Below are 17,863 nucleotides of genomic sequence, written 5' to 3'. Positions count from 1 at the left end.
GTGAAGTCGAGCGAGCAAGGTGGTCGGGCGTGAGTATTGTCGTGCAGAAGTACGGCGGCTCCTCCCTCGCCGACGCCGACGCGATCAAGCGCGTCGCCCGTCGGATCGTCGAGACGAAGAAGGCCGGGCACGACGTCGTCGTCGCGGTCTCCGCGATGGGTGACAGCACCGACGAGCTGCTCGACCTGGCACACCAGGTCTCGCCGCTCCCGCCGGCTCGCGAGATGGACATGCTGCTCACCGCCGGGGAGCGGATCTCGATGGCCCTGGTCGCCATGGCGATCTCCGACCTGGGCTTCACCGCGCGCTCGTTCACCGGTTCCCAGGCCGGCGTGATCACCGACGCGGTGCACGGCAAGGCCAAGATCATCGACGTCACCCCGGGCCGGATCACCACCGCGCTGGGCGACGGCCACGTGGTGATCGTCGCGGGCTTCCAGGGCGTCAGCGCGGACACCAAGGAGATCACCACCCTGGGTCGCGGGGGCACCGACACCACCGCGGTGGCGCTGGCCGCCGCGCTGGGGGCCGAGGTCTGCGAGATCTACACCGACGTCGACGGCGTCTTCAGCGCCGACCCGCGCATCGTCCGCACCGCCCGCAAGCTCGCGAAGGTCTCCTACGAGGAGATGCTCGAGATGGCCGCCAGCGGCGCCAAGATCCTGCACCTGCGGTGCGTGGAGTACGGCCGCCGCTACGGCATCCCGATCCACGTCCGCTCGTCGTTCAGCCAACTGCAAGGCACCTGGGTCGTCGACGACCCGAGTGAGGGAGGCACCATGGAACAGCCCATCATCGCCGGAGTCGCCCACGACCGCAGCGAGGCCAAGATCACCGTCGTCGGCGTGCCCGACAAGGTCGGCGAGGCCGCGCGCATCTTCGAGGCGCTCGCCGAGGCGCAGACCAACCTCGACATGATCGTGCAGAACGTGTCGGCGGTGGCCACCGGGCTCACCGACATCTCCTTCACCCTCCCGCGCAGCGACGGCCAGGCCGCCATGGCCGCGCTGGCCCGGATCCAGGCCGAGGTGGGCTACGAGAAGCTCCTCTACGACGACCGGATCGGCAAGATCTCGCTGGTCGGCGCGGGCATGCGCTCGCACCCGGGCATCACCTCGAAGTTCTTCGCCTCGCTGGCGAGCGCCGGGGTCAACATCGACATGATCTCCACCTCCGAGATCCGGATCTCGGTGATCGTGGCCGAGGACGACGTCGACGAGGCCGTCCGCGCCACCCACACGGCGTTCGACCTGGACTCCCACGAGGTCGAGGCGGTCGTCTACGGAGGGACCGGGCGATGACCAGCATCGGCATCGTCGGCGCGACCGGCCAGGTGGGTGTGGCCATGCGCCAGATCCTCGAGGAGCGGGACTTCCCGGCCTCGCAGGTGCGCTTCTTCGCCTCCGCCCGCTCGGCGGGCAAGGTGCTGCCCTTCCGCGGGCAGGACATCGTGGTCGAGGACGCCGCCACCGCCGACCCGACCGGGCTCGACATCGCCCTGTTCTCGGCCGGCGCCACCACGTCGCGCGCCCAGGCGCAGCGCTTCGTCGACGCCGGCGTGATCGTGGTCGACAACTCCTCGGCCTTCCGCAAGGACCCTGCGATCCCGCTGGTCGTCTCCGAGGTGAACCCCGAGGCGATGGACGACGTGATCGCGGCGGGCCGCGGCATCGTCGCCAACCCCAACTGCACCACGATGGCCGCGATGCCGGTGCTCAAGGTGCTGCACGAGGCAGCCGGGCTGAAGCGGCTCGTGGTCTCCACCTACCAGGCGGTCTCCGGCTCCGGCGTCGCCGGCGTCGAGGCGCTGGCCGGCGGGGTCGAGCGCGCCGGTGACGCCCGCGGGCTGTCCTACGACGGTGCGGCCGTCGAGGTGGGCGACCCCGCGCCGTACGTCGAGCCGATCGCCTACAACGTCGTGCCGCTCGCGGGCTCGATCGTCGACGACGGCCTCGACGAGACCGACGAGGAGCAGAAGCTGCGCAACGAGTCGCGCAAGATCCTCGGCCTCCCCGACCTCAAGGTCTCCGGCATCTGCGTGCGGGTGCCGGTCTTCACCGGCCACTCGCTGGCGGTCAACGCCGAGTTCGACTCCGAGCTGACCGTGGACGCCGCCCGCAAGCTGCTGACCGACGCCCCCGGCGTGGCCCTCGAGGACGTCCCGACGCCGCGCAAGGCGGCCGGCAAGGACCCGTCGTACGTCGGCCGGATCCGGCAGGACGAGGGCGTGGACGGCAACCGCGGGCTGGCGCTGTTCATCAGCAACGACAACCTGCGCAAGGGTGCCGCGCTCAACACCGTGCAGCTGGCGGAGATCATCGCGGCTCGCTGACCCGCGACCCCTCTCCTTCCTCGCCCGGGCCTCCCGGGCTGCTGGCATGCCTGCCTGCGGGCCGCAGGATCCATGTGGCGCCCCCCGCAGCCGCCAGGGCGGGCAGGAGCGCCTCGAACTGCTCGAAGAGCGCCAGCGCGCCCACGGTGGTGCCGCAGACGAGCAGCGCCAGGTGGTGCGGCTGTGTCGGGGTCACGGGTCTCGCCCTCCGGGTGCGGAGAATCTTTCCCAGTAATCCTAGTTGACTACTCGACTTAGGGGGAGGGTCGCCGGCGGGAAATGCACTGAGCTCCCGGACCTCAGGTCCGGGAGCTCGTCGTGCCGGGAATCAAACTGGTCGGGCTGACAGGATTTGAACCTGCGGCCTCCTCGTCCCGAACGAGGCGCGCTACCAAGCTGCGCCACAGCCCGATCGCGGACAGTGCAGGACCGCCCACGAGCATGGCGAGCATACCGGAGCGGACCGCGCCCACCGAAATCGCCCCGCCCTCACGGACACCGAGGTCAGGCCTGGTCGGTCGCGGGACTGCGGGGGACCAGGGTCAGCAGGGTGGCCTCCGGACGGCAGGCGACCCGGAAGCGCACGTAGGGGTTGGTGCCCAGGCCCGCCGAGACGTGCAGCACCGAGGAGCCCGCGTCTCCGGGGGAGGAGTCGGCCGGGTGCCGGTGCAGGCCCCGAGCGCGTGCCGGCTCCAGGTCGCAGTTGGTGGTCAGGGCGCGTCCCCCGGGCAGGCAGACCTGACCGCCGTGGGTGTGCCCGGCGATGATCGCGTCGTAGCCGTCGGCGGCGAACTGGTCGAGCACCCGCAGGTACGGCGCATGGCAGACCGCGAGCCGCAGGTCGGCGGTCCGGTCGGCCGGACCGGCGACGCGGGCCAGGTCGTCGTAGCCCAGGTGCGGGTCGTCGACCCCGGCGAAGCTGATCGACGTGCCGGCGACCTCGAGCCGGCCGAAGCCGTTGGTCAGGTCCAGCCAGCCGGCGGAGTCGAAGGCCTGCTTCAGGTCGGGCCAGGGCAGCTGGGGGACGCGGGTGTTGCGCCGCCCGTCGTCGGGCACCAGGTAGCGCAGCGGGTTGCGCATCCCGGGGGAGAAGTAGTCGTTGGAGCCCAGGACGTAGGCGCCGGGCACGTCCAGCAGCCCCCCGAGGGCGCGCGCCACCACGGGCACCGACCGCCGGTGGGCCAGGTTGTCGCCGGTGTTGATCACCAGGTCGGGGGCGAGGTCGGCCAGCGAGGCCAGCCACTCCTGCTTGCGTCGCTGGTCCGGCGCCATGTGCAGGTCGGAGAGGTGCAGCACGCGGAGCGGGCGGTGCCCGGCCGGGAGCAGCGGCACGTCGACCTCGCGCAGGGTGTACTGCCGGGCCTCCCACGCGCCGTACGCCGCCAGCGAGGCGCCGGCAGCCAGGCCGAGGCCCGCGGCCCGAGAGAGGATCTGCGTCGGAGTCACGCGGCAAGGCTGCCACACTGGAGCACATGAGCACCCTCAAGGACCGTCTCCGTGCCGACCTGACCACCGCGATGAAGGCGCGCGACGAGCTGCGCTCCTCGACCCTGCGGATGGTCCTGACCGCGGTCACCAACGCCGAGGTCGCCGGCAAGGCGCACCGTGAGCTCAGCGACGACGAGGTCGTCGACGTGCTGAGTAGCGAGGCGAAGAAGCGCCGCGAGGCGTCGGTGGCCTTCGACGAGGGTGGCCGGCCGGAGCAGGCCGCCAAGGAGCGGGCCGAGGCCGACGTGCTCGCCGACTACCTGCCGACCCCGCTGACCGCCGAGGAGCTCGAGCGGATCGTCGCCGACGCCGTCGCGCAGACCGGTGCGGCCGGCGAGGGCATGCGGGCGATGGGCAAGGTCATGGGCGCGGTGCAGCCCCAGGTCCGGGGTCGCGCCGACGGGGGAGTCGTCGCCGCCGAGGTCCGTCGCCAGCTGGGCTGACCCTCAGCCGCGGCCCTTCTTGCGCTTCTTCTTGCCCTTGGACTTCTTCTCCGGGATGTAGCCCGTGGACGGGTGCAGCACCACGGTGTCGCCCCCGCTCAGCTGGGCGCCGCCGGCGGGCGTGGTCTCCGCGACCGACCCGTCCGGCACCTCGGAGTTGACGTAGGCACCGATGGTCGGGTTGAAGCCGGCGGCCCGCAGGGTCGCCTCCGCGTCGCTCATCGACTGCCCGACCACGTCGGGGACGGTGGTCAGGGCGCCGGCGATCTGGGCGCTGTCCGGGCGCTGGAAGTCCTCGTCGGGCAGCCACTGGGAGATGACCCGCATCGCGTCACCCCACATCGGACCGGCGACGCCGGAGCCGGACGCGGCGCTGATGTAGCCGCCACCGACGGTCTGACCGCCCAGGGGGATCGGCTGGCCGTACTGGTTGGCGCCGGCGATCATCGAGGCGGCCGCGAGGTTGGGGGTGTAGCCGACGAACCACACCGCGCGTCCGCTCTGGGTGGTACCGGTCTTGCCCGCGGAGACCTGCGGCGGGGCGATGTACTGGCCGAACCCGCCGGGCTCCATCACGCCGCGCAGCACGTCGTTGACCGCGTCGCCGACCGCACCGGGCAGCACCTGCTGGCACTTGGAGGGGTACTCCTTGAGCAGGTTGCCCTGCGCGTCCTCGATCGCGGCCACCGGACGGGAGTCGCAGTGCAGGCCGCGGCCGGCGAAGGTGGCGTACGCCTCGGCCATCTCCAGCGGGCTGGTGTCGGGCACGCCCAGGGTGAACGAGGCGACCCGCTCGGCGCCGTTGCCGTACTCGTCGCCCTCGGGGTTGGTGAGCCGGACGCCCATCTTCTTGGCCAGCTCGTAGGGCTCGCAGAGGCCGGTCTCCCGCATGAGCTGGATGTAGAAGGTGTTCACCGACTCCCGGGTGCCGGTGTACATGTTCTTGGCGCCCGAGGTGGTCGAGTTGCTGACCGTCCACGGGCCGTAGTCGTAGGGCTTGCCGTCGCAGTCGATGTAGTCCTCGCGACGGACCGTCAGGGTCGGCGGGGAGTTGAACGTCTGGTTCATCGAGATGTTGCCCTGCTTGAGGGCGGCTGCGAGCACGAAGGCCTTGAACGTCGACCCGGCCTGGAAGCCGGCCGAGTCGCCGAACTCCTGGGGGACCACGTAGTTGAGGTAGGTCTGTCCCGCCGCCTTGTTCGCGCCCATCGGCCGGGACTGCGAGAGCGCCTTCACGTCACCGGTCCGGGGCTCGACCATGGCCAGCCCGCCGATCGCCTGGTCGGTGGGGTAGACCCGGTTGCGCACCGACTCGTCGGCGGCGCGCTGGTAGTCGAGGTTCAGGGTGGTGCGGATGCTCAGCCCGCCGGACTTGATCATCCGCTCGCGGTCGGCCTTGGTCTTGCCGAGCGAGCGGTCGGCCATCAGGTAGTTGACGACGTAGTCGCAGAAGAACGGCGCGGGCGAGTTCACGCAGCCGTTGGCGGCGGGCTGGATGTTGAGGCCCAGCTTCCTGCTCTTCAGCTGCGCGGCCTTCTCGTCCGGGATCACGTTGAGCTCGGCCATCCGGTCGAGCACGAGGTTGCGCCGGGAGAGGGCCCGCTCGGGGTAGTTGGTGGGGTCGTAGCCGGTGGGGTTCTTCACCAGGCCCGCCAGGGTCGCGGACTCCCTGAGGTTGAGCTGCTTGGCGTTCTTGTTGAAGAAGTGCTTGGCCGCCGCCTGGATCCCGTAGGCGCCGTCGCCGAAGTAGGCGATGTTGAGGTACCGCTCGAGGATCCACTCCTTGCTGTAGTTCTGCTCGAAGGCGATCGCGTAGCGCAGCTCCTTGAACTTGCGCGCGTACGTCTCGTCGGTCGCGGCCCGCCGCTCCTCCTTGGTCTCGGCCTGGTCGACCAGGGTGAGCTTGACCATCTGCTGGGTGATCGAGGACCCGCCCTGGACGACGCCCGCGCTGGCCTGGTTGGTGACCAGGGCGCGCAGGGTGCCGCGCAGGTCCAGGGCGCCGTGCTCGAAGAACCGGTAGTCCTCGATGGCGACGATCGCCTCGACCATCTTCCGGGAGATCTGGTGCAGCCCGACGGTGATCCGGTTCTCGTCGTAGAGCGAGGCGATCAGGTTGCCGTCGGCGTCGTAGACCGAGGTCTTCTGCGCGAGCGGCTTCGCCTCGAGCTCGGAGGGCAGCTCGTCGATGCCGCGCGAGATGTCCTCGCTGGCCGCGCCCATCACCGCCGCGAACGGCAGGGCCAGTCCGGCGGTCAGCACCCCGATGACGGTGGCGACGGCCGCCATCACGCCGAGGTGGGTCATGATCCGGCTGCGCGAGGAGTCCTCGGCCGGCCCCTGGTCAGGCTTCGACATGCACCCAATGTACGGGAGACGGGGGCGTCCTCCCCAGTCCCTGACCAGCACGGATCGCCGGGACGGAGCGGCCGCAGAGTCGCCGCAGGACCACCCGACGCCCCCTCCCGGTGCCGGATGGTCCTGCGGGACTAGTCATTGATGACTATGCAAAGTGGGCCATAAGAGTCTGTTTCGCTACCGGCCCTGGTCCATACCTTTGCTACTGGTCACAAAGCGTGAGTGGACTTCATGGGGATGTCCACCCGCATATTGAGGATCTTGGGGAGAGAACATGTGGGTCGAGGACTGGACGTCAAAGGCAGCTTGTCGGGATTCAGCCCCCGACCAGCTGTTCGTGCGCGGCGCCGAGCAGAACAAGGCCAAGCAGCTGTGCACCGGTTGCTCCGTGCGTACCGAGTGCCTCGCGGAAGCGCTCGACAACCAGATCGAGTGGGGCGTCTGGGGTGGCATGACCGAGCGTGAGCGCCGGGCGCTGCTGCGTCGGCGCCCCGGCTCCAGCTGGCGCAACGTGCTGGAGACCGCCCGCGAGGAGCACACCCGCACCGGCTCGCCCGCGAGCCCGGCCGTCCAGGTCTGAGCCCCGGCACCTGAGCAGGTCGCGGTCCGATCCCTGCGGGGCTCGGGCCGCGTCGTCGTACCCGGGCCCGGACGACCCGGACCGCTCAGCGCTCGCCGGCGAGCAGGGCCCCGATCTCGCGCAGACCCTCCAGGTCGTGCACGTCGGTCGGCAGGGCCCGCACCACCGCGGCGGGGACCGTGGGGTGCGCGGCGGCGAAGCGCTGCTCCAGGCGGGCCTCCCGGGTCACCATGGCGACCCGGTCGGCGTGCAGGCGCAGCAGCCCGGCGGTGAGGTCGCCGCGCCCGCTGCGGCGCAGCCGCTCGGCCGCAGCCGTGGCCTCCTCGGCCGAGAGCTCCACCGCGGGGGGCGGGCTGGCCCGGTTGACCACCAGGCCCGCCAGCGGCATGCCCTCCTCGCTGAGGCGCTCCACGAAGTACGCCGCCTCGCGCAGGGCGTCCTCCTCCGGCGCGGCCACCACCAGGAACGCCGTCTGCTCGTCCTGGAGCAGGGCGAAGGTCTTCTCCGCCCGCGCCCGGAAGCCGCCGAAGAGGGTGTCGAAGGCGGCGACGAAGATCTGCATGTCGCGCAGCACCTGGGCGCCGAGGATCTTGGTCAGGGCGTTGGTGAAGACGTTCAGGCCGGCGGTCATCAGCCGCGCGGGGCCGCGGGCCGGGGCCATCAGCATCCGGATGAACCGGCCGTCGAGGAAGCTGGAGAGGCGCTCGGGGGCGTCCAGGAAGTCCAGCGCCGAGCGCGAGGGTGGGGTGTCCACGACGATCAGGTCGTAGGAGCCGTCCAGCTGGGCCTGCCGGTGCACCTGGCCCAGCTTCTCCATCGCCATGTACTCCTGCGTCCCGGAGAAGGAGCTGGAGAGCGCGGTGTAGAACGGGTTGTCCAGGATCTGCTGGGCCTTCTCCGGCGAGGCCTGGCTGGTGACCACCTCGTCGAAGGTGCGCTTCATGTCCAGCATCATCGCGTCCAGCGAGCCCTTGCCGGGCACGTCCGGCACCGGGCGGGGGGTGTTGTCGAGGGTCTCGATCCCCATCGCCTGCGCGAGCCGGCGGGCCGGGTCGATGGTGAGCACCACGACGCGTCGTCCGCGCTCGGCCGCCCGCAGCGCCAGCGCCGCCGAGGTGGTGGTCTTGCCCACCCCGCCGGAGCCGCAGCAGACGATGATGCCCACGCCGGGGTCGTCGATCAGGGCGTCGACGTCGAGCTGAGGGGCCTCGAGGACGTCGGAGGCCAGCGGCCCCACCCGGGTGCGGCGGTCGCGTGTGCTCATCGGGCCAGCCCCTGTTCCTTCAGTGACTCGGCGAGCTCGTAGAGGCCGCCCAGGTCGACGCCGCCGGCGAGCAGCGGCAGCCGGTACGTCGGTCGTCCCAGCGCGTCCACGATCTCGCGCTGGCTCTCCTCCAGGGCCCGGCGCTCGGCGTGCTCGCGGGCCTCGACCAGGAGCTCGTCGAGCAGGCCCGGCTGGTCGTCGAGGTCGACCTCGGCCAGGTCGGCGCGGATCTGCTCGGTGTCCAGGGTGCCGCGGGAGGCGGCGTCGAGCGCCTCGCCGTCCAGGTCGCGGGAGCGGACCAGGTTGACCACGATCCCGCCGACCGGCAGGTCGGCCGCCTGGAGGTCGGCGATCCCGTCGGCGGTCTCCTGGACCGGCATCTCCTCCAGCAGCGTGACCAGGTGCACGGCGGTGCGCGGGGAGCGGAAGAGCGTCATCACGGTGTCGGCCTGGCTCTTGATCGGCCCGACCTTGGCCAGTCCGGCGAGCTCGCCGTTGACGTTGAGGAACTGGGTGATCCGGCCGGTCGGCGGGGCGTCGAGCACGACCGCGTCGTAGGTGACCGCGCCCTTGCAGCGCGAGTTGCGCTGCACCGCCTCGTAGACCTTGCCGGTGAGCAGCACGTCGCGCACGCCCGGCGCGATGGTGGTGGCGAACTCGATCACCCCGAACCGGTCCAGCGCCCGTCCGGCCCGGCCGAGCTTGTAGTACATCGCCAGGTACTCCATCAGCGCGGACTCCGGGTCGATGTGCAGCGCGCTCACGCTGCCCGCCCGGCCGCACTCGTCGGCGAGGCCCCGGGCGACCCGGGTCTCGGCGTACGGCAGGGGGTCGACGTCGAACATCCGGGCGATGCCCTGACGCCCCTCCACCTCGCAGAGCAGCACGTGCCGACCCGCCGAGGCGAGCGCCAGGGCGAGGGCTGCGGCGACCGTGGACTTGCCGGTGCCTCCCTTGCCGGTGACGACGTGCAGGTCGACCTGGGACCAGTCGGGGGACGGGCTGTCAGCGGTCACGTCGTCAGGATAGGCAGGTGCCGTGTACGGAGTTGTCCGGAAACGCGCCGGACGGGTCTCCGACCGCCTCGAACCACCGCGGAGCGGGCTCCGGCGTCCCTAGGATCGGGGAGCCGCTCGGGGGCCGGCGTGACCGCGTCGCTGTCGGTGTCGGTGACCTGCCGGGGAAGTCACCGACGCCGACGACCGCCGCTCGCGTGCGTTCTCTGCACGTGAAGCGGCCGTACGGCATCTCTCGGCTTAGCCTGACCCCCGCGATGGACGAGACACAGGTGGCAGGCGGCACGGGCGCCTCCCGACCGACCACGCTGGACGAGCTGGCGCTGGCTCTCCGCGAGCTGCGGGCCGACGCGGGGGACCCGTCGTACGCCGAGATCGCCCGCCGCGTGGTGCTCGCCCGTCGGGCGGCCGGACAGACCGAGGCCGAGGCGCGGCTGGCCCGCACCACGGTCTACGACGTCTTCCGCACCGGCCGGCGCCGGGTCGACACCGAGCTGGTCCTGCAGATCGTCCGCGCGCTGGGCGTCGACGACGAGGGTGTCGGCTGGTGGGCCCTGGCCTGCCGGGAGGCCCGGCAGGGGACGGCCGCCGCGCCGGCCGCGCCGGCCGCGCTGGCCGCGCCCGCGCCAGACCCTGAGCCGGTCCCCGCACCGGTGCCCGAAGCCTCCCCCGTACCGACGCCCGAAGCCGTCCCCGCACCGTTGCCCGTGCCGGACCCGCCCCCGGCCTCCAGCGCCGCCTGGACCGGCGGGCTGCTGCTCCTGGTGCTCGGCCTGTGCGTGCTCGGCAACCTCGCCGGACGGCTGCTGGTCAGCTCGCTGGGCCTGACCGTCCACCTGGACATGGGTGGCACCGCCGTGGCGGCGATGCTGCTCGGACCCTGGTGGGGGGTGGCGGTGGGCGTCTCCACCAACGCGCTGGGCTCGCTCGTCGACGGCGTGGGCAGCTCGATGCCGTTCGCGGTGGTCAACGCGGCCGGCGCGCTGGTCTGGGGCTACGGGGTGCGGCGGTGGCGGCTGGGCCGCACGCTGCCCCGCTTCCTCGGCCTCAACCTGCTGGTCGCGGTGGTCTGCTCCCTGGTCGCGGTGCCGGTGCTGGCCGCCCTGGGCGGCTCCGTGGGCCACGGCAGCGACCAGATCGTCGACAACCTGCGCGCGGCCGTCGGCAGCCCGGTCCTCGCCCTGCTCGGCGCCAACCTGGTCACCTCCTGGGCGGACAAGATGATCAGCGGGTTCCTCGCGCTGGTCGTGGTGGCCTCGGTGCCGTTCGCGCTCCGCGGGAGCGCGGTGCTGCCGACGCTGGGCGGGGCCCCGGCGCCACCCCACCCCCGGGCGCCAGCGCCCGGGTGAGGGCGTGCGCCTCCTCGAGCAGGAGCACCCCGAGCTCGCGGCGGCGCGCGGCGGAGAACCGCGCCTCGATCCCGGTCAGGCTCAACGCCCACGCCGGGAGCCCCCGGGCGTCGAAGACGGCCGCCGCCATCCCCCAGCTGCCCTCGACCAGCAGGCCGGGGTTGACCGCCCAGCCCTCTGCCCGGGTCCGGCCCACCCGCTCGCGCAGCGGAGCGCCGGCGTGCGCCTCGCCGTACGTCGGGACCAGGTCCGTCCGCGCCAGGTAGTCCTCGACCTCGCTGTCCGGCAGGTGGCCGAGGATCGCCAGTCCGGCGGAGGCGACGCCGAGGGGGAACCGGATCCCCTCGTGCAGCACGTGGGAGCGGATCGGGAAGCTGCCGTCCTCACGCAGCAGGCAGACCGTCTCGTCGCCGCGGCGGACCGAGAAGAAGGCGCTCTCCCCGGTGGCCACGCTGAGCCGGCGGACCACCGGCTGCGCCAGGGCGGTCACGTCGTACCGGGCGGAGGCTGCGGTGCCCAGCAGGTAGAGCTCGGGGCCGAGGACCCAGCGTCCGCTCTCGTGGTCGCGCTCGGTCAGGCCGGCCTCGGCCAACGAGGTCAGCAGGCGATGGGCGGTGGGGCGGGCGAGCCCGCAGGCCCGGGCCACGACGGAGGTGCCGGCGCCCTCGGGCTCGTGCTCGGCGACCGCGCGGAGCAGGGCCGAGGCGCGGCCGACGACGTCTGAGGGGGTGTCCACTGGATGAACGCTACCGTCCACCCGGGTTCGGACAGCGAGAGATCCGCGTCGACTGGGTGACCGGTCGTTGACCGCCTGCCGGTGGGGCCTCTTGAATGCGGAGACCGGGCCGGTCTCCCCAGCGGCCCCGACGATCCAGGAGGAGCCCATGGACAAGGTCGTGGCCAGCGCCGCCGAGGCGGTGGCGGACATCCCGAGCGGAGCTCGGCTCTCGGTCGGCGGGTTCGGGCTGTGCGGCATCCCCGCGGTGCTCATCGACGCGGTGCTCGACGCCGGGATCGACGACCTCGAGGCCGTCTCCAACAACTGCGGCGTCGACGACTGGGGCCTGGGCAAGCTGCTGATGGCCAAGCGGTTGCGCCGGATGGTGTCGTCCTACGTCGGGGAGAACAAGGAGTTCGCCCGGCAGTACCTCTCCGGGGAGCTCGAGGTCGAGCTGACCCCGCAGGGCACGCTCGCCGAGCGGATGCGGGCCGGCGGGTCCGGCATCCCGGCGTTCTTCACCGCGACCGGCGGCGGCACCCAGGTCGCCGAGGGCGGCCTGCCGTGGAAGTACGACGCCGAGGGCAACGTGGTCGTCGCCTCCCCGCCCAAGGAGACCCGCGAGTTCACCGTCGACGGGGAGACCCGGGAGTACGTGATGGAGGAGGGGATCGTCACCGACTTCGGCCTGGTCCGCGCCTGGAAGGGCGACCGGCACGGCAACCTCGTCTACCGCGACTCCGCGCGCAACTTCAACCCGCTCGCCGCCATGTGCGGCCGAGTGACGATCGCCGAGGTCGAGCACCTCGTCGAGCCCGGCGAGATCGACCCCAACGACGTGCACACCCCCGGCGTCTTCGTGCAGCGGGTGGTCGCCCTGACCCCCGAGCAGGCGGCGGAGAAGCGGATCGAGCGGCGCACCGTGACGCCGCGCGGAGAGGGAGCCTGAGATGAGCTGGACCCGTGAGGAGATGGCGGCCCGCGCCGCCTCGGAGCTGACCGACGGCTCCTACGTCAACCTGGGCATCGGCCTGCCGACCCTGGTGCCCAACTACGTCGCCGACGACGTCGAGCTGGTGCTCCAGTCCGAGAACGGCATCCTCGGCGTGGGCGCCTACCCGCTCGAGGGCGACGAGGACCCCGACCTGATCAACGCCGGCAAGGAGACCGTCACGGTCCGCCGGGGCGCGTCGTTCTTCGACTCCGCGACCTCGTTCGGGATGATCCGCGGCGGCAAGATCGACGCCGCGATCCTCGGCGCCATGCAGGTCTCCGCCGCCGGCGACATCGCCAACTGGATGATCCCCGGCAAGATGGTCAAGGGGATGGGCGGCGCGATGGACCTGGTGCACGGCGCCAAGCGGGTGGTCGTGCTGATGGAGCACGTCGCCCGCGACGGCTCCTACAAGATCGTCGAGGAGTGCTCGCTGCCCTACACCGGGCGCGGCGTGGTGCAGCGGATCATCACCGACCTCTGCGTCCTGGACGTGACGCCGGAGGGTCTGCGGCTCGTCGAGCTGGCGCCCGGGGTGACCGAGGACGAGGTGCGGGAGAAGACGGAGCCCGAGATCCTCGTCTGACCGCCCCGCCTCGCGGGTGTCCGTCAGCCGCGCAGGTAGGTCAGGACGGCGGACACCCGTCGGTCGCTGTCGGGGTCGAGGGGAAGCTTGGCGAAGATGCTGCCGATGTGCTTGCGCACCGCCGCCTCGCTGACGAAGAGCCGGTCCGCGATCCCCTGGTTGGTGTGACCCTCGGCCATCTGCGCCAGCACCTCGAGCTCCCGTGCGGTCAGGGCGGCCAGAGGGCCGTCGGAGCGGCTGCGTCGCAGGAGCTGCCGGACGACCTCGGGATCCACGACCGTGCCGCCCGCTGCGACCCGGTCGAGGCTCGACAGGAAGTCGCGGACGTGCCCGACCCGGTCCTTGAGCAGGTAGCCGATCCCTCCGTCGGGGGCGGAGTCGAGCAGGTCGGCGACGTAGGCGTCGGCGATGTAGGCCGACAGGACCATGACCGCGGTCTCGGGGTGCCCCGCCCTGATCGCGATGGCGGCCCGCAGCCCCTCGTCGGTGTGCGTCGGCGGCATCCGGATGTCGGTGATCACCAGGTCGGGGGTGGTGCGCTCCACGAAGGCGAGCAGGGCGTCGGCGTCGTCGACGTCGGCCAGGACCTGGTGGCCCGCCCGCTCGAGGATCCGGACCAGGCCCTCGCGGAGCAGGGCCTCGTCCTCGGCCACCACGATGCGGAGCGGGCGTACTACGGGAGCGGACATGTCATCCTCACACTCGTCGGGCCTCCCGGCGGACTGGTGATCCTCATGGACCCGTCCATCGCCTCCACCCTGAGCCGGAGCCCCTCCAGCCCGGATCCCGGCCGCGGCTCGGCACCGCCGTGCCCGTCGTCGCTGACGGTGAGCACCAGCGAGCCCGACTCGGTCCAGGCGTGGACCTGCGCCGATCCGGCCCCGGCGTGGCGTACGACGTTGGTCAGCGCCTCGCTGACGAAGAAGTAGGCGGCCGCCTCCACCGGCGCGGGAAGCCGCTCGTCGAGCGCGAGGCCGAGGTGGACCGGTACGGGCGACCGGTCGGCGACCTCGTGGACCGCCGCGGTCAGGCCGTGGTCGGTGAGCACCCGCGGGTGGATGCCGCGCACGGTGGTGCGCAGCTCGGCCAGTGCCTGCTCGGCCTGCTCGTGCGCCTGCCTGACCAGGGTGAGCGTCGGCCCTTCGGCCTCGAGCTCGGCCGACCCCAGGGTCATGGTCAGCGCCAGCAGCCGCTGCTGGACGCCGTCGTGCAGGTCCCGCTCGATGCGCCGACGCTCGGACTCGTAGGCGTCCGCGAGCCCGCTGCGTGAACGGCGTACCGCGGCGACCGCCTCGGCCAGCCTGGCGTCGGACGGGTCGAGCAGCAGGCGGGTGAGCGCGGCGTGGCCGCAGGCCAGCCAGGTGACGACGTACGCCGCGACGACGAGGAGGACTAGGCCGAGCGCCGACGCCATCCAGGGCTCGGGACCGGAGTCGATCCGCCAGCCCGCGAAGTCGATCACGTCGTCGTCCGCGAGCCACGGGGCGAGAAGCAGGATCACCGGAGCGGCGGCGACGGCGGCGGCGAGGAGCCCGACCAGCCAGCCGAGCGTGGCGAGCAGCACCAGGTGCCCGACCTCCGACCACGCCACCGGAAGCCCTCGCTGCACCCGCCACGACTCGCGCAGGCTCGGACGCTCCCCGGACTCCTCCGTGCCGTGCGGGAGGACCAGGCGCAGCCGTCGGCGTTCGAGCACGGCAGCCAGGTGGGCGAGCGCCGGCACGGCGGCGAGGACGAAGAGCCCCACCACCAGGATCACCGTCGACAGGCCGATGCCGAGGACCAGGGCGAGCAGCATCAACCAGGCCAGCCCCACCACGACCGAGCCGAGGTCGTAGGCCAGCGCACGCCACGGCCAGGCCGACAGCAGGAAGCGCCACGGGCGCCCGCGCACCGCGGTCCATGCGTCGGGAGGGCTCGTCACAGGAACGACCCTAGGCAACCGGGCGCGGCAACGGGGTAGCGCCCGCGCTACCTGAACCGGGCGCGCGGGCCCGGGTGTCGCGGAGCGCGCGCTGGTGCAGTGGGAGCCATGACCAGCACCCTGTCCCCGACCGCCGCCGCCGTGACGCTCGACGGAATCGCCCACACCTACGGCTCCCGGAGCGGGGGCGTACGCGCGCTGCGTGGCGTGACCCACGTGTTCCGCCCAGGCACCTTCACCGCGATCATGGGCCCGTCGGGCTCCGGCAAGTCCACCCTGCTCCAGGTCGCCGCTGGGCTCGAACGGCCCACGGAGGGCCATGTGCTGGTCGGCGGCACCTCCCTGGGGTCGCTCGGGCAGAACGAGCTGACCCGCTTCCGCCGTACGTCGATGGCGTTCGTCTTCCAGGCCTACAACCTGCTCGACGCCCTCACCGCGTTCGACAACGTGGCACTGCCCGCCCGGCTGGCAGGGGTCCGGGTGGACCGGGGCGCCGTGCTGGCCGCGCTGGCCCAGGTCGGCCTGGCGGAGCTGGCAGGCCGGCGCCCCGCCGAGCTGTCGGGCGGCCAGCAGCAGCGGGTCGCGATCGCCCGGGCCCTGCACGCGAGGCCGGAGGTGCTCTTCGCCGACGAGCCCACTGGAGCGCTGGACCGCCGGTCCGGGCGAGACGTGCTCGGCCTTCTGCGGGCACTGGCCGACGCGGGGCAGACGGTCGTCATGGTCACCCACGACCCGGTGGCCGCCTCCTACGCCGACTCCGTCCTCTTCCTGGCCGACGGCCGCGTCGTCGGCCACCTCGCGCAGGCGGGCGCCGACGCGATCGCGACGACCATGAACGGACTGGAGCGATGATGCTCTCCCTGGCCCGCCAGAGTGCGAGGGCGTCCTGGCGCGGCTACCTGGGTGCCTTCGTGGCGCTGGCCCTGGGGGTCGCCCTCCTCTCGTTGAGCACCACACTGGTCGGGGCGACCGACGCCACCGCCCGTCAGGAGGGGCTCACCGAGGCCCAACGTGGCCAGCTCGACGGGCTGGCCAGCATGTTCGGCATCATGGCGGCCGTCTCGATGTTCATGGCGGTCTTCGTGGTGGGCAGCACCTTCGGGTTCGTGGTCGCCGCCCGTCAGCGCGAGCTCGGCCTGCTCAGACTGATCGGCGCGACCCCGCGGCAGGTCCGGCGCCTGCTCCTGGGCGAGTCCGTCGTGGTCGCCGCGGTCGCCACGGTCGTGGGCGGTCTGCTCGGACTCCTCGCGGTGCCGGTGGCCTTCGGGCTCGTCCGGGCCATCGGTGTCACCGACCTCCACCTGCAGGCGCCCAGCCCCTGGATCGCCTGGGCGGTGGCGGCTCCCAGCGGGATGGCGGTCGCCCTGCTCGGCGCCAGGCGCTCCGCGCGGAGGGCGTCGCGGACCTCGCCCACCTCGGCGCTGCGGGAGGCGGCGGTCGTCCCGACCCGTCCCTCGCTCGGGGCGCTCGTCGTGGCGGTGACCTGCTTCGGAACCGTGCTCATCCCGTTCCTGCTCGCCTCCGAGCTGCCGCCGCTCTTCGCCCTGATCGCCTCGATCCTGCTGCCGGAGGTCGCCGTGGTCGGCATCCTGGCGATCGGCCCCGCCCTGGTGCCGCGGCTCGCGGCACTGCTGGCCCGGCCGTTCGCCGGCCGTGACGTCGGCGCCCGGATGGCGCGCGACGAGCTCCGGGCGGCTGCCCGGACGACGTCCGCCGTGGCCGCGCCGATCGTCGCGATCTCGGCGATCGCCGGGTCCCTGATGCTCGCGCTCAGCTTCACCGCGGACTGGACGAGCGCGCTCAACACCGCCCAGCTCCGAGCGCCGCTCGTCGTGGAAGGGGTCGAGCCGTCCCAAGCGGCCTCCCTGACGGCGGACCCGCAGGTCGCGGTGGCCGACGTACGGCGGCAGGTCGGCTGGCAGGTCGTCGAGGAGGGCGGGGCCGGCTACCCCGAGCAGGTCGAGGTCGTCGACCCGGTCAGCGCGGCTGCCACCCGGGGGCTGCGCGCCACCAGCGGCGACCTCGGTGAGCTGCACGGTCGCGCGATCGCCGTCACCGAGGGCTGGGTGAGTGAGTCCGGGACCGGACTGGGGGACACGGTCCGGGTCCGGATCGAGGGGGAGCGCATCGGCCTGCGTGTGGTCGCCGTGGTGCCGGAGGCCCCGGACCTGTACGGGGAGCTCCTGGTCGCCACCGACGCGGTCCCGGGCGTCGCAGGGCGACCGACCGGCACCGTCTTCGTGGCACCGCGGCCGGGCGTGGGGCCGGCGGCGCTGACCGAGCACCTCGCCGAGGACCTGAGGGGGACGCCCGCGCGGGTGCTGTCGGCGCAGGAGTGGATCGAGGACACCGATGCCCGGACCCGGCGCTCGAACGACGTCGGGCTCGTCGTCCTCCTCGGGCCGGCAGCGCTCTACGCCGGGATCGCGATCATCAACGCCACCCTGATCGGCGCCTCCCAGCAGCGCCGCCAGCGCCGGCTGCTGGTGCTCCTCGGCGCCACCCGCGACCAGGTGCGCCGAGCATCGATCTGGCAGGCCGGCCTGGTCAGCGCCACCGGGTTGCTGCTGGGCGGGACGATCACGGTCAGCCTGGGCTGGCTGATCCGGACGGCCACGACCGCCGACCTGGCGGGCACCGGAGTCGCCGTACCGCTGACGATCCCGTGGCTGCCCCTGCTGGCGACCGCGTCGACCTGTCTGGCGCTGGGCGTCCTCGCTGCGCTGGTGGGCTCGAGGAGTGCTCGTTCGGAACAGCGCGCGGATGAGACTCGGGGGAGGACGGAGCCCCCCGTCCTGGCCTAGCGTGCCA

Annotated in this window: 16 protein-coding genes and 1 tRNA gene; 8 read left to right on the top strand and 9 right to left on the bottom strand. The window is 72.7% G+C overall.

The window, feature by feature from the left end; all coding sequences use genetic code 11:
* Positions 1–29: 29 nt before the first annotated feature.
* Both H8838_RS18195 and H8838_RS18190 read left to right on the top strand, forming a co-directional pair.
* Positions 30–1,301, top strand: a complete 1,272-nt coding sequence (locus H8838_RS18195) for an aspartate kinase (RefSeq protein WP_181312035.1) — start codon at positions 30–32, stop codon at positions 1,299–1,301.
* Positions 1,298–2,332, top strand: coding sequence for an aspartate-semialdehyde dehydrogenase (locus H8838_RS18190; RefSeq protein WP_185994408.1), 1,035 nt, complete (start codon positions 1,298–1,300; stop codon positions 2,330–2,332). Before H8838_RS18195 ends, H8838_RS18190 begins: the two co-directional genes overlap by 4 nt.
* Here the strand turns inward: H8838_RS18190 and H8838_RS18185 are convergent.
* The 3 genes from H8838_RS18185 to H8838_RS18175 form a co-directional block, all read right to left on the bottom strand.
* The gene (locus H8838_RS18185) at positions 2,316–2,528 is read right to left on the bottom strand and encodes a hypothetical protein (protein ID WP_185994409.1); all 213 of its coding nucleotides are present in this window, start codon (positions 2,526–2,528) and stop codon (positions 2,316–2,318) included. The two genes, H8838_RS18190 and H8838_RS18185, sit on opposite strands and share 17 nt — an antisense overlap.
* 138 nt (positions 2,529–2,666) lie before the next feature.
* Positions 2,667–2,743 (bottom strand) — tRNA-Pro (locus tag H8838_RS18180).
* 93 nt (positions 2,744–2,836) lie between these two features.
* Positions 2,837–3,778: a metallophosphoesterase gene (locus H8838_RS18175; protein ID WP_181312032.1), complete on the bottom strand. Its 942-nt coding sequence runs from the start codon at positions 3,776–3,778 to the stop codon at positions 2,837–2,839.
* A 26-nt stretch (positions 3,779–3,804) separates the two neighbouring features.
* On the opposite strand from H8838_RS18175, the gene H8838_RS18170 reads away from it, so the two are divergent.
* Positions 3,805–4,263 carry a GatB/YqeY domain-containing protein gene (locus H8838_RS18170; protein ID WP_181312031.1) on the top strand — a complete coding sequence of 153 codons (459 nt, stop codon included), beginning with the start codon at positions 3,805–3,807 and terminating at the stop codon, positions 4,261–4,263.
* Between the two features lie 3 nt (positions 4,264–4,266).
* On the opposite strand, the gene H8838_RS18165 is transcribed toward H8838_RS18170, so the two are convergent.
* Positions 4,267–6,621 (bottom strand): transglycosylase domain-containing protein, encoded by a 2,355-nt coding sequence (locus H8838_RS18165; protein WP_181312030.1) that lies wholly within the window; start codon positions 6,619–6,621, stop codon positions 4,267–4,269.
* A gap of 274 nt (positions 6,622–6,895) precedes the next feature.
* Between H8838_RS18165 and H8838_RS18160 the strand changes: the two genes are divergently transcribed.
* Positions 6,896–7,201 (top strand): WhiB family transcriptional regulator, encoded by a 306-nt coding sequence (locus H8838_RS18160; protein WP_181312029.1) that lies wholly within the window; start codon positions 6,896–6,898, stop codon positions 7,199–7,201.
* A gap of 85 nt (positions 7,202–7,286) precedes the next feature.
* On the opposite strand, the gene H8838_RS18155 is transcribed toward H8838_RS18160, so the two are convergent.
* The 3 genes from H8838_RS18155 to H8838_RS18145 form a co-directional block, all read right to left on the bottom strand.
* Entirely contained in the window at positions 7,287–8,465 is a 1,179-nt protein-coding gene (locus tag H8838_RS18155) for an ArsA family ATPase (protein WP_181312028.1), read from the bottom strand.
* Positions 8,462–9,481: an ArsA-related P-loop ATPase gene (locus tag H8838_RS18150; protein WP_185994410.1), complete on the bottom strand. Its 1,020-nt coding sequence runs from the start codon at positions 9,479–9,481 to the stop codon at positions 8,462–8,464. The genes H8838_RS18155 and H8838_RS18150 overlap by 4 nt, the downstream gene beginning before the upstream one ends.
* 1,224 nt (positions 9,482–10,705) lie before the next feature.
* On the bottom strand, positions 10,706–11,566 hold the full coding sequence (locus tag H8838_RS18145) for an IclR family transcriptional regulator (protein WP_224766248.1): 861 nt from the start codon (positions 11,564–11,566) through the stop codon (positions 10,706–10,708).
* Positions 11,567–11,714: 148 nt separating this feature from the next.
* Here H8838_RS18145 and H8838_RS18140 point away from each other — a divergent pair, with 148 nt between their 5' ends.
* The gene (locus H8838_RS18140; RefSeq protein WP_181312026.1) at positions 11,715–12,497 is read left to right on the top strand and encodes a CoA transferase subunit A; all 783 of its coding nucleotides are present in this window, start codon (positions 11,715–11,717) and stop codon (positions 12,495–12,497) included.
* Between the two features lies 1 nt (position 12,498).
* Positions 12,499–13,128 carry a CoA transferase subunit B gene (locus tag H8838_RS18135; protein WP_181312025.1) on the top strand — a complete coding sequence of 210 codons (630 nt, stop codon included), beginning with the start codon at positions 12,499–12,501 and terminating at the stop codon, positions 13,126–13,128.
* A gap of 23 nt (positions 13,129–13,151) precedes the next feature.
* Here the strand turns inward: H8838_RS18135 and H8838_RS18130 are convergent, their stop codons facing one another.
* On the bottom strand, positions 13,152–13,817 hold the full coding sequence (locus H8838_RS18130; RefSeq protein WP_181312024.1) for a response regulator transcription factor: 666 nt from the start codon (positions 13,815–13,817) through the stop codon (positions 13,152–13,154).
* The gene (locus H8838_RS18125; protein WP_181312023.1) at positions 13,802–15,052 is read right to left on the bottom strand and encodes a sensor histidine kinase; all 1,251 of its coding nucleotides are present in this window, start codon (positions 15,050–15,052) and stop codon (positions 13,802–13,804) included. Before H8838_RS18125 ends, H8838_RS18130 begins: the two co-directional genes overlap by 16 nt.
* A 108-nt stretch (positions 15,053–15,160) precedes the next feature.
* On the opposite strand from H8838_RS18125, the gene H8838_RS18120 reads away from it, so the two are divergent.
* Positions 15,161–15,904, top strand: a complete 744-nt coding sequence (locus H8838_RS18120; RefSeq protein ID WP_185994411.1) for an ABC transporter ATP-binding protein — start codon at positions 15,161–15,163, stop codon at positions 15,902–15,904.
* Positions 15,901–17,856, top strand: a complete 1,956-nt coding sequence (locus H8838_RS18115) for an FtsX-like permease family protein (RefSeq protein ID WP_185994412.1) — start codon at positions 15,901–15,903, stop codon at positions 17,854–17,856. Before H8838_RS18120 ends, H8838_RS18115 begins: the two co-directional genes overlap by 4 nt.
* Positions 17,857–17,863 lie beyond the last annotated feature (7 nt).

The sequence above is a fragment of the Nocardioides campestrisoli genome (assembly GCF_013624435.2).
In the GTDB taxonomy this organism is placed as follows: Bacteria; Actinomycetota; Actinomycetes; order Propionibacteriales; family Nocardioidaceae; genus Nocardioides; species Nocardioides campestrisoli.
Note: the sequence above shows the minus strand (reverse complement) of the source record. Positions and strands in the feature narration are given on the sequence as shown.

Coding starts and splice junctions, on each gene's coding strand:
- H8838_RS18120 (WP_185994411.1), top strand. CDS start 15,161: ATGACCAGCACCCTGTCCCCGACCGCCGCCGCCGTGACGCTCGACGGA.
- H8838_RS18190 (WP_185994408.1), top strand. CDS start 1,298: ATGACCAGCATCGGCATCGTCGGCGCGACCGGCCAGGTGGGTGTGGCC.
- H8838_RS18140 (WP_181312026.1), top strand. CDS start 11,715: ATGGACAAGGTCGTGGCCAGCGCCGCCGAGGCGGTGGCGGACATCCCG.
- H8838_RS18160 (WP_181312029.1), top strand. CDS start 6,896: ATGTGGGTCGAGGACTGGACGTCAAAGGCAGCTTGTCGGGATTCAGCC.
- H8838_RS18170 (WP_181312031.1), top strand. CDS start 3,805: ATGAGCACCCTCAAGGACCGTCTCCGTGCCGACCTGACCACCGCGATG.
- H8838_RS18115 (WP_185994412.1), top strand. CDS start 15,901: ATGATGCTCTCCCTGGCCCGCCAGAGTGCGAGGGCGTCCTGGCGCGGC.
- H8838_RS18165 (WP_181312030.1), bottom strand. CDS start 6,621: ATGTCGAAGCCTGACCAGGGGCCGGCCGAGGACTCCTCGCGCAGCCGG.
- H8838_RS18130 (WP_181312024.1), bottom strand. CDS start 13,817: ATGTCCGCTCCCGTAGTACGCCCGCTCCGCATCGTGGTGGCCGAGGAC.
- H8838_RS18135 (WP_181312025.1), top strand. CDS start 12,499: ATGAGCTGGACCCGTGAGGAGATGGCGGCCCGCGCCGCCTCGGAGCTG.
- H8838_RS18155 (WP_181312028.1), bottom strand. CDS start 8,465: ATGAGCACACGCGACCGCCGCACCCGGGTGGGGCCGCTGGCCTCCGAC.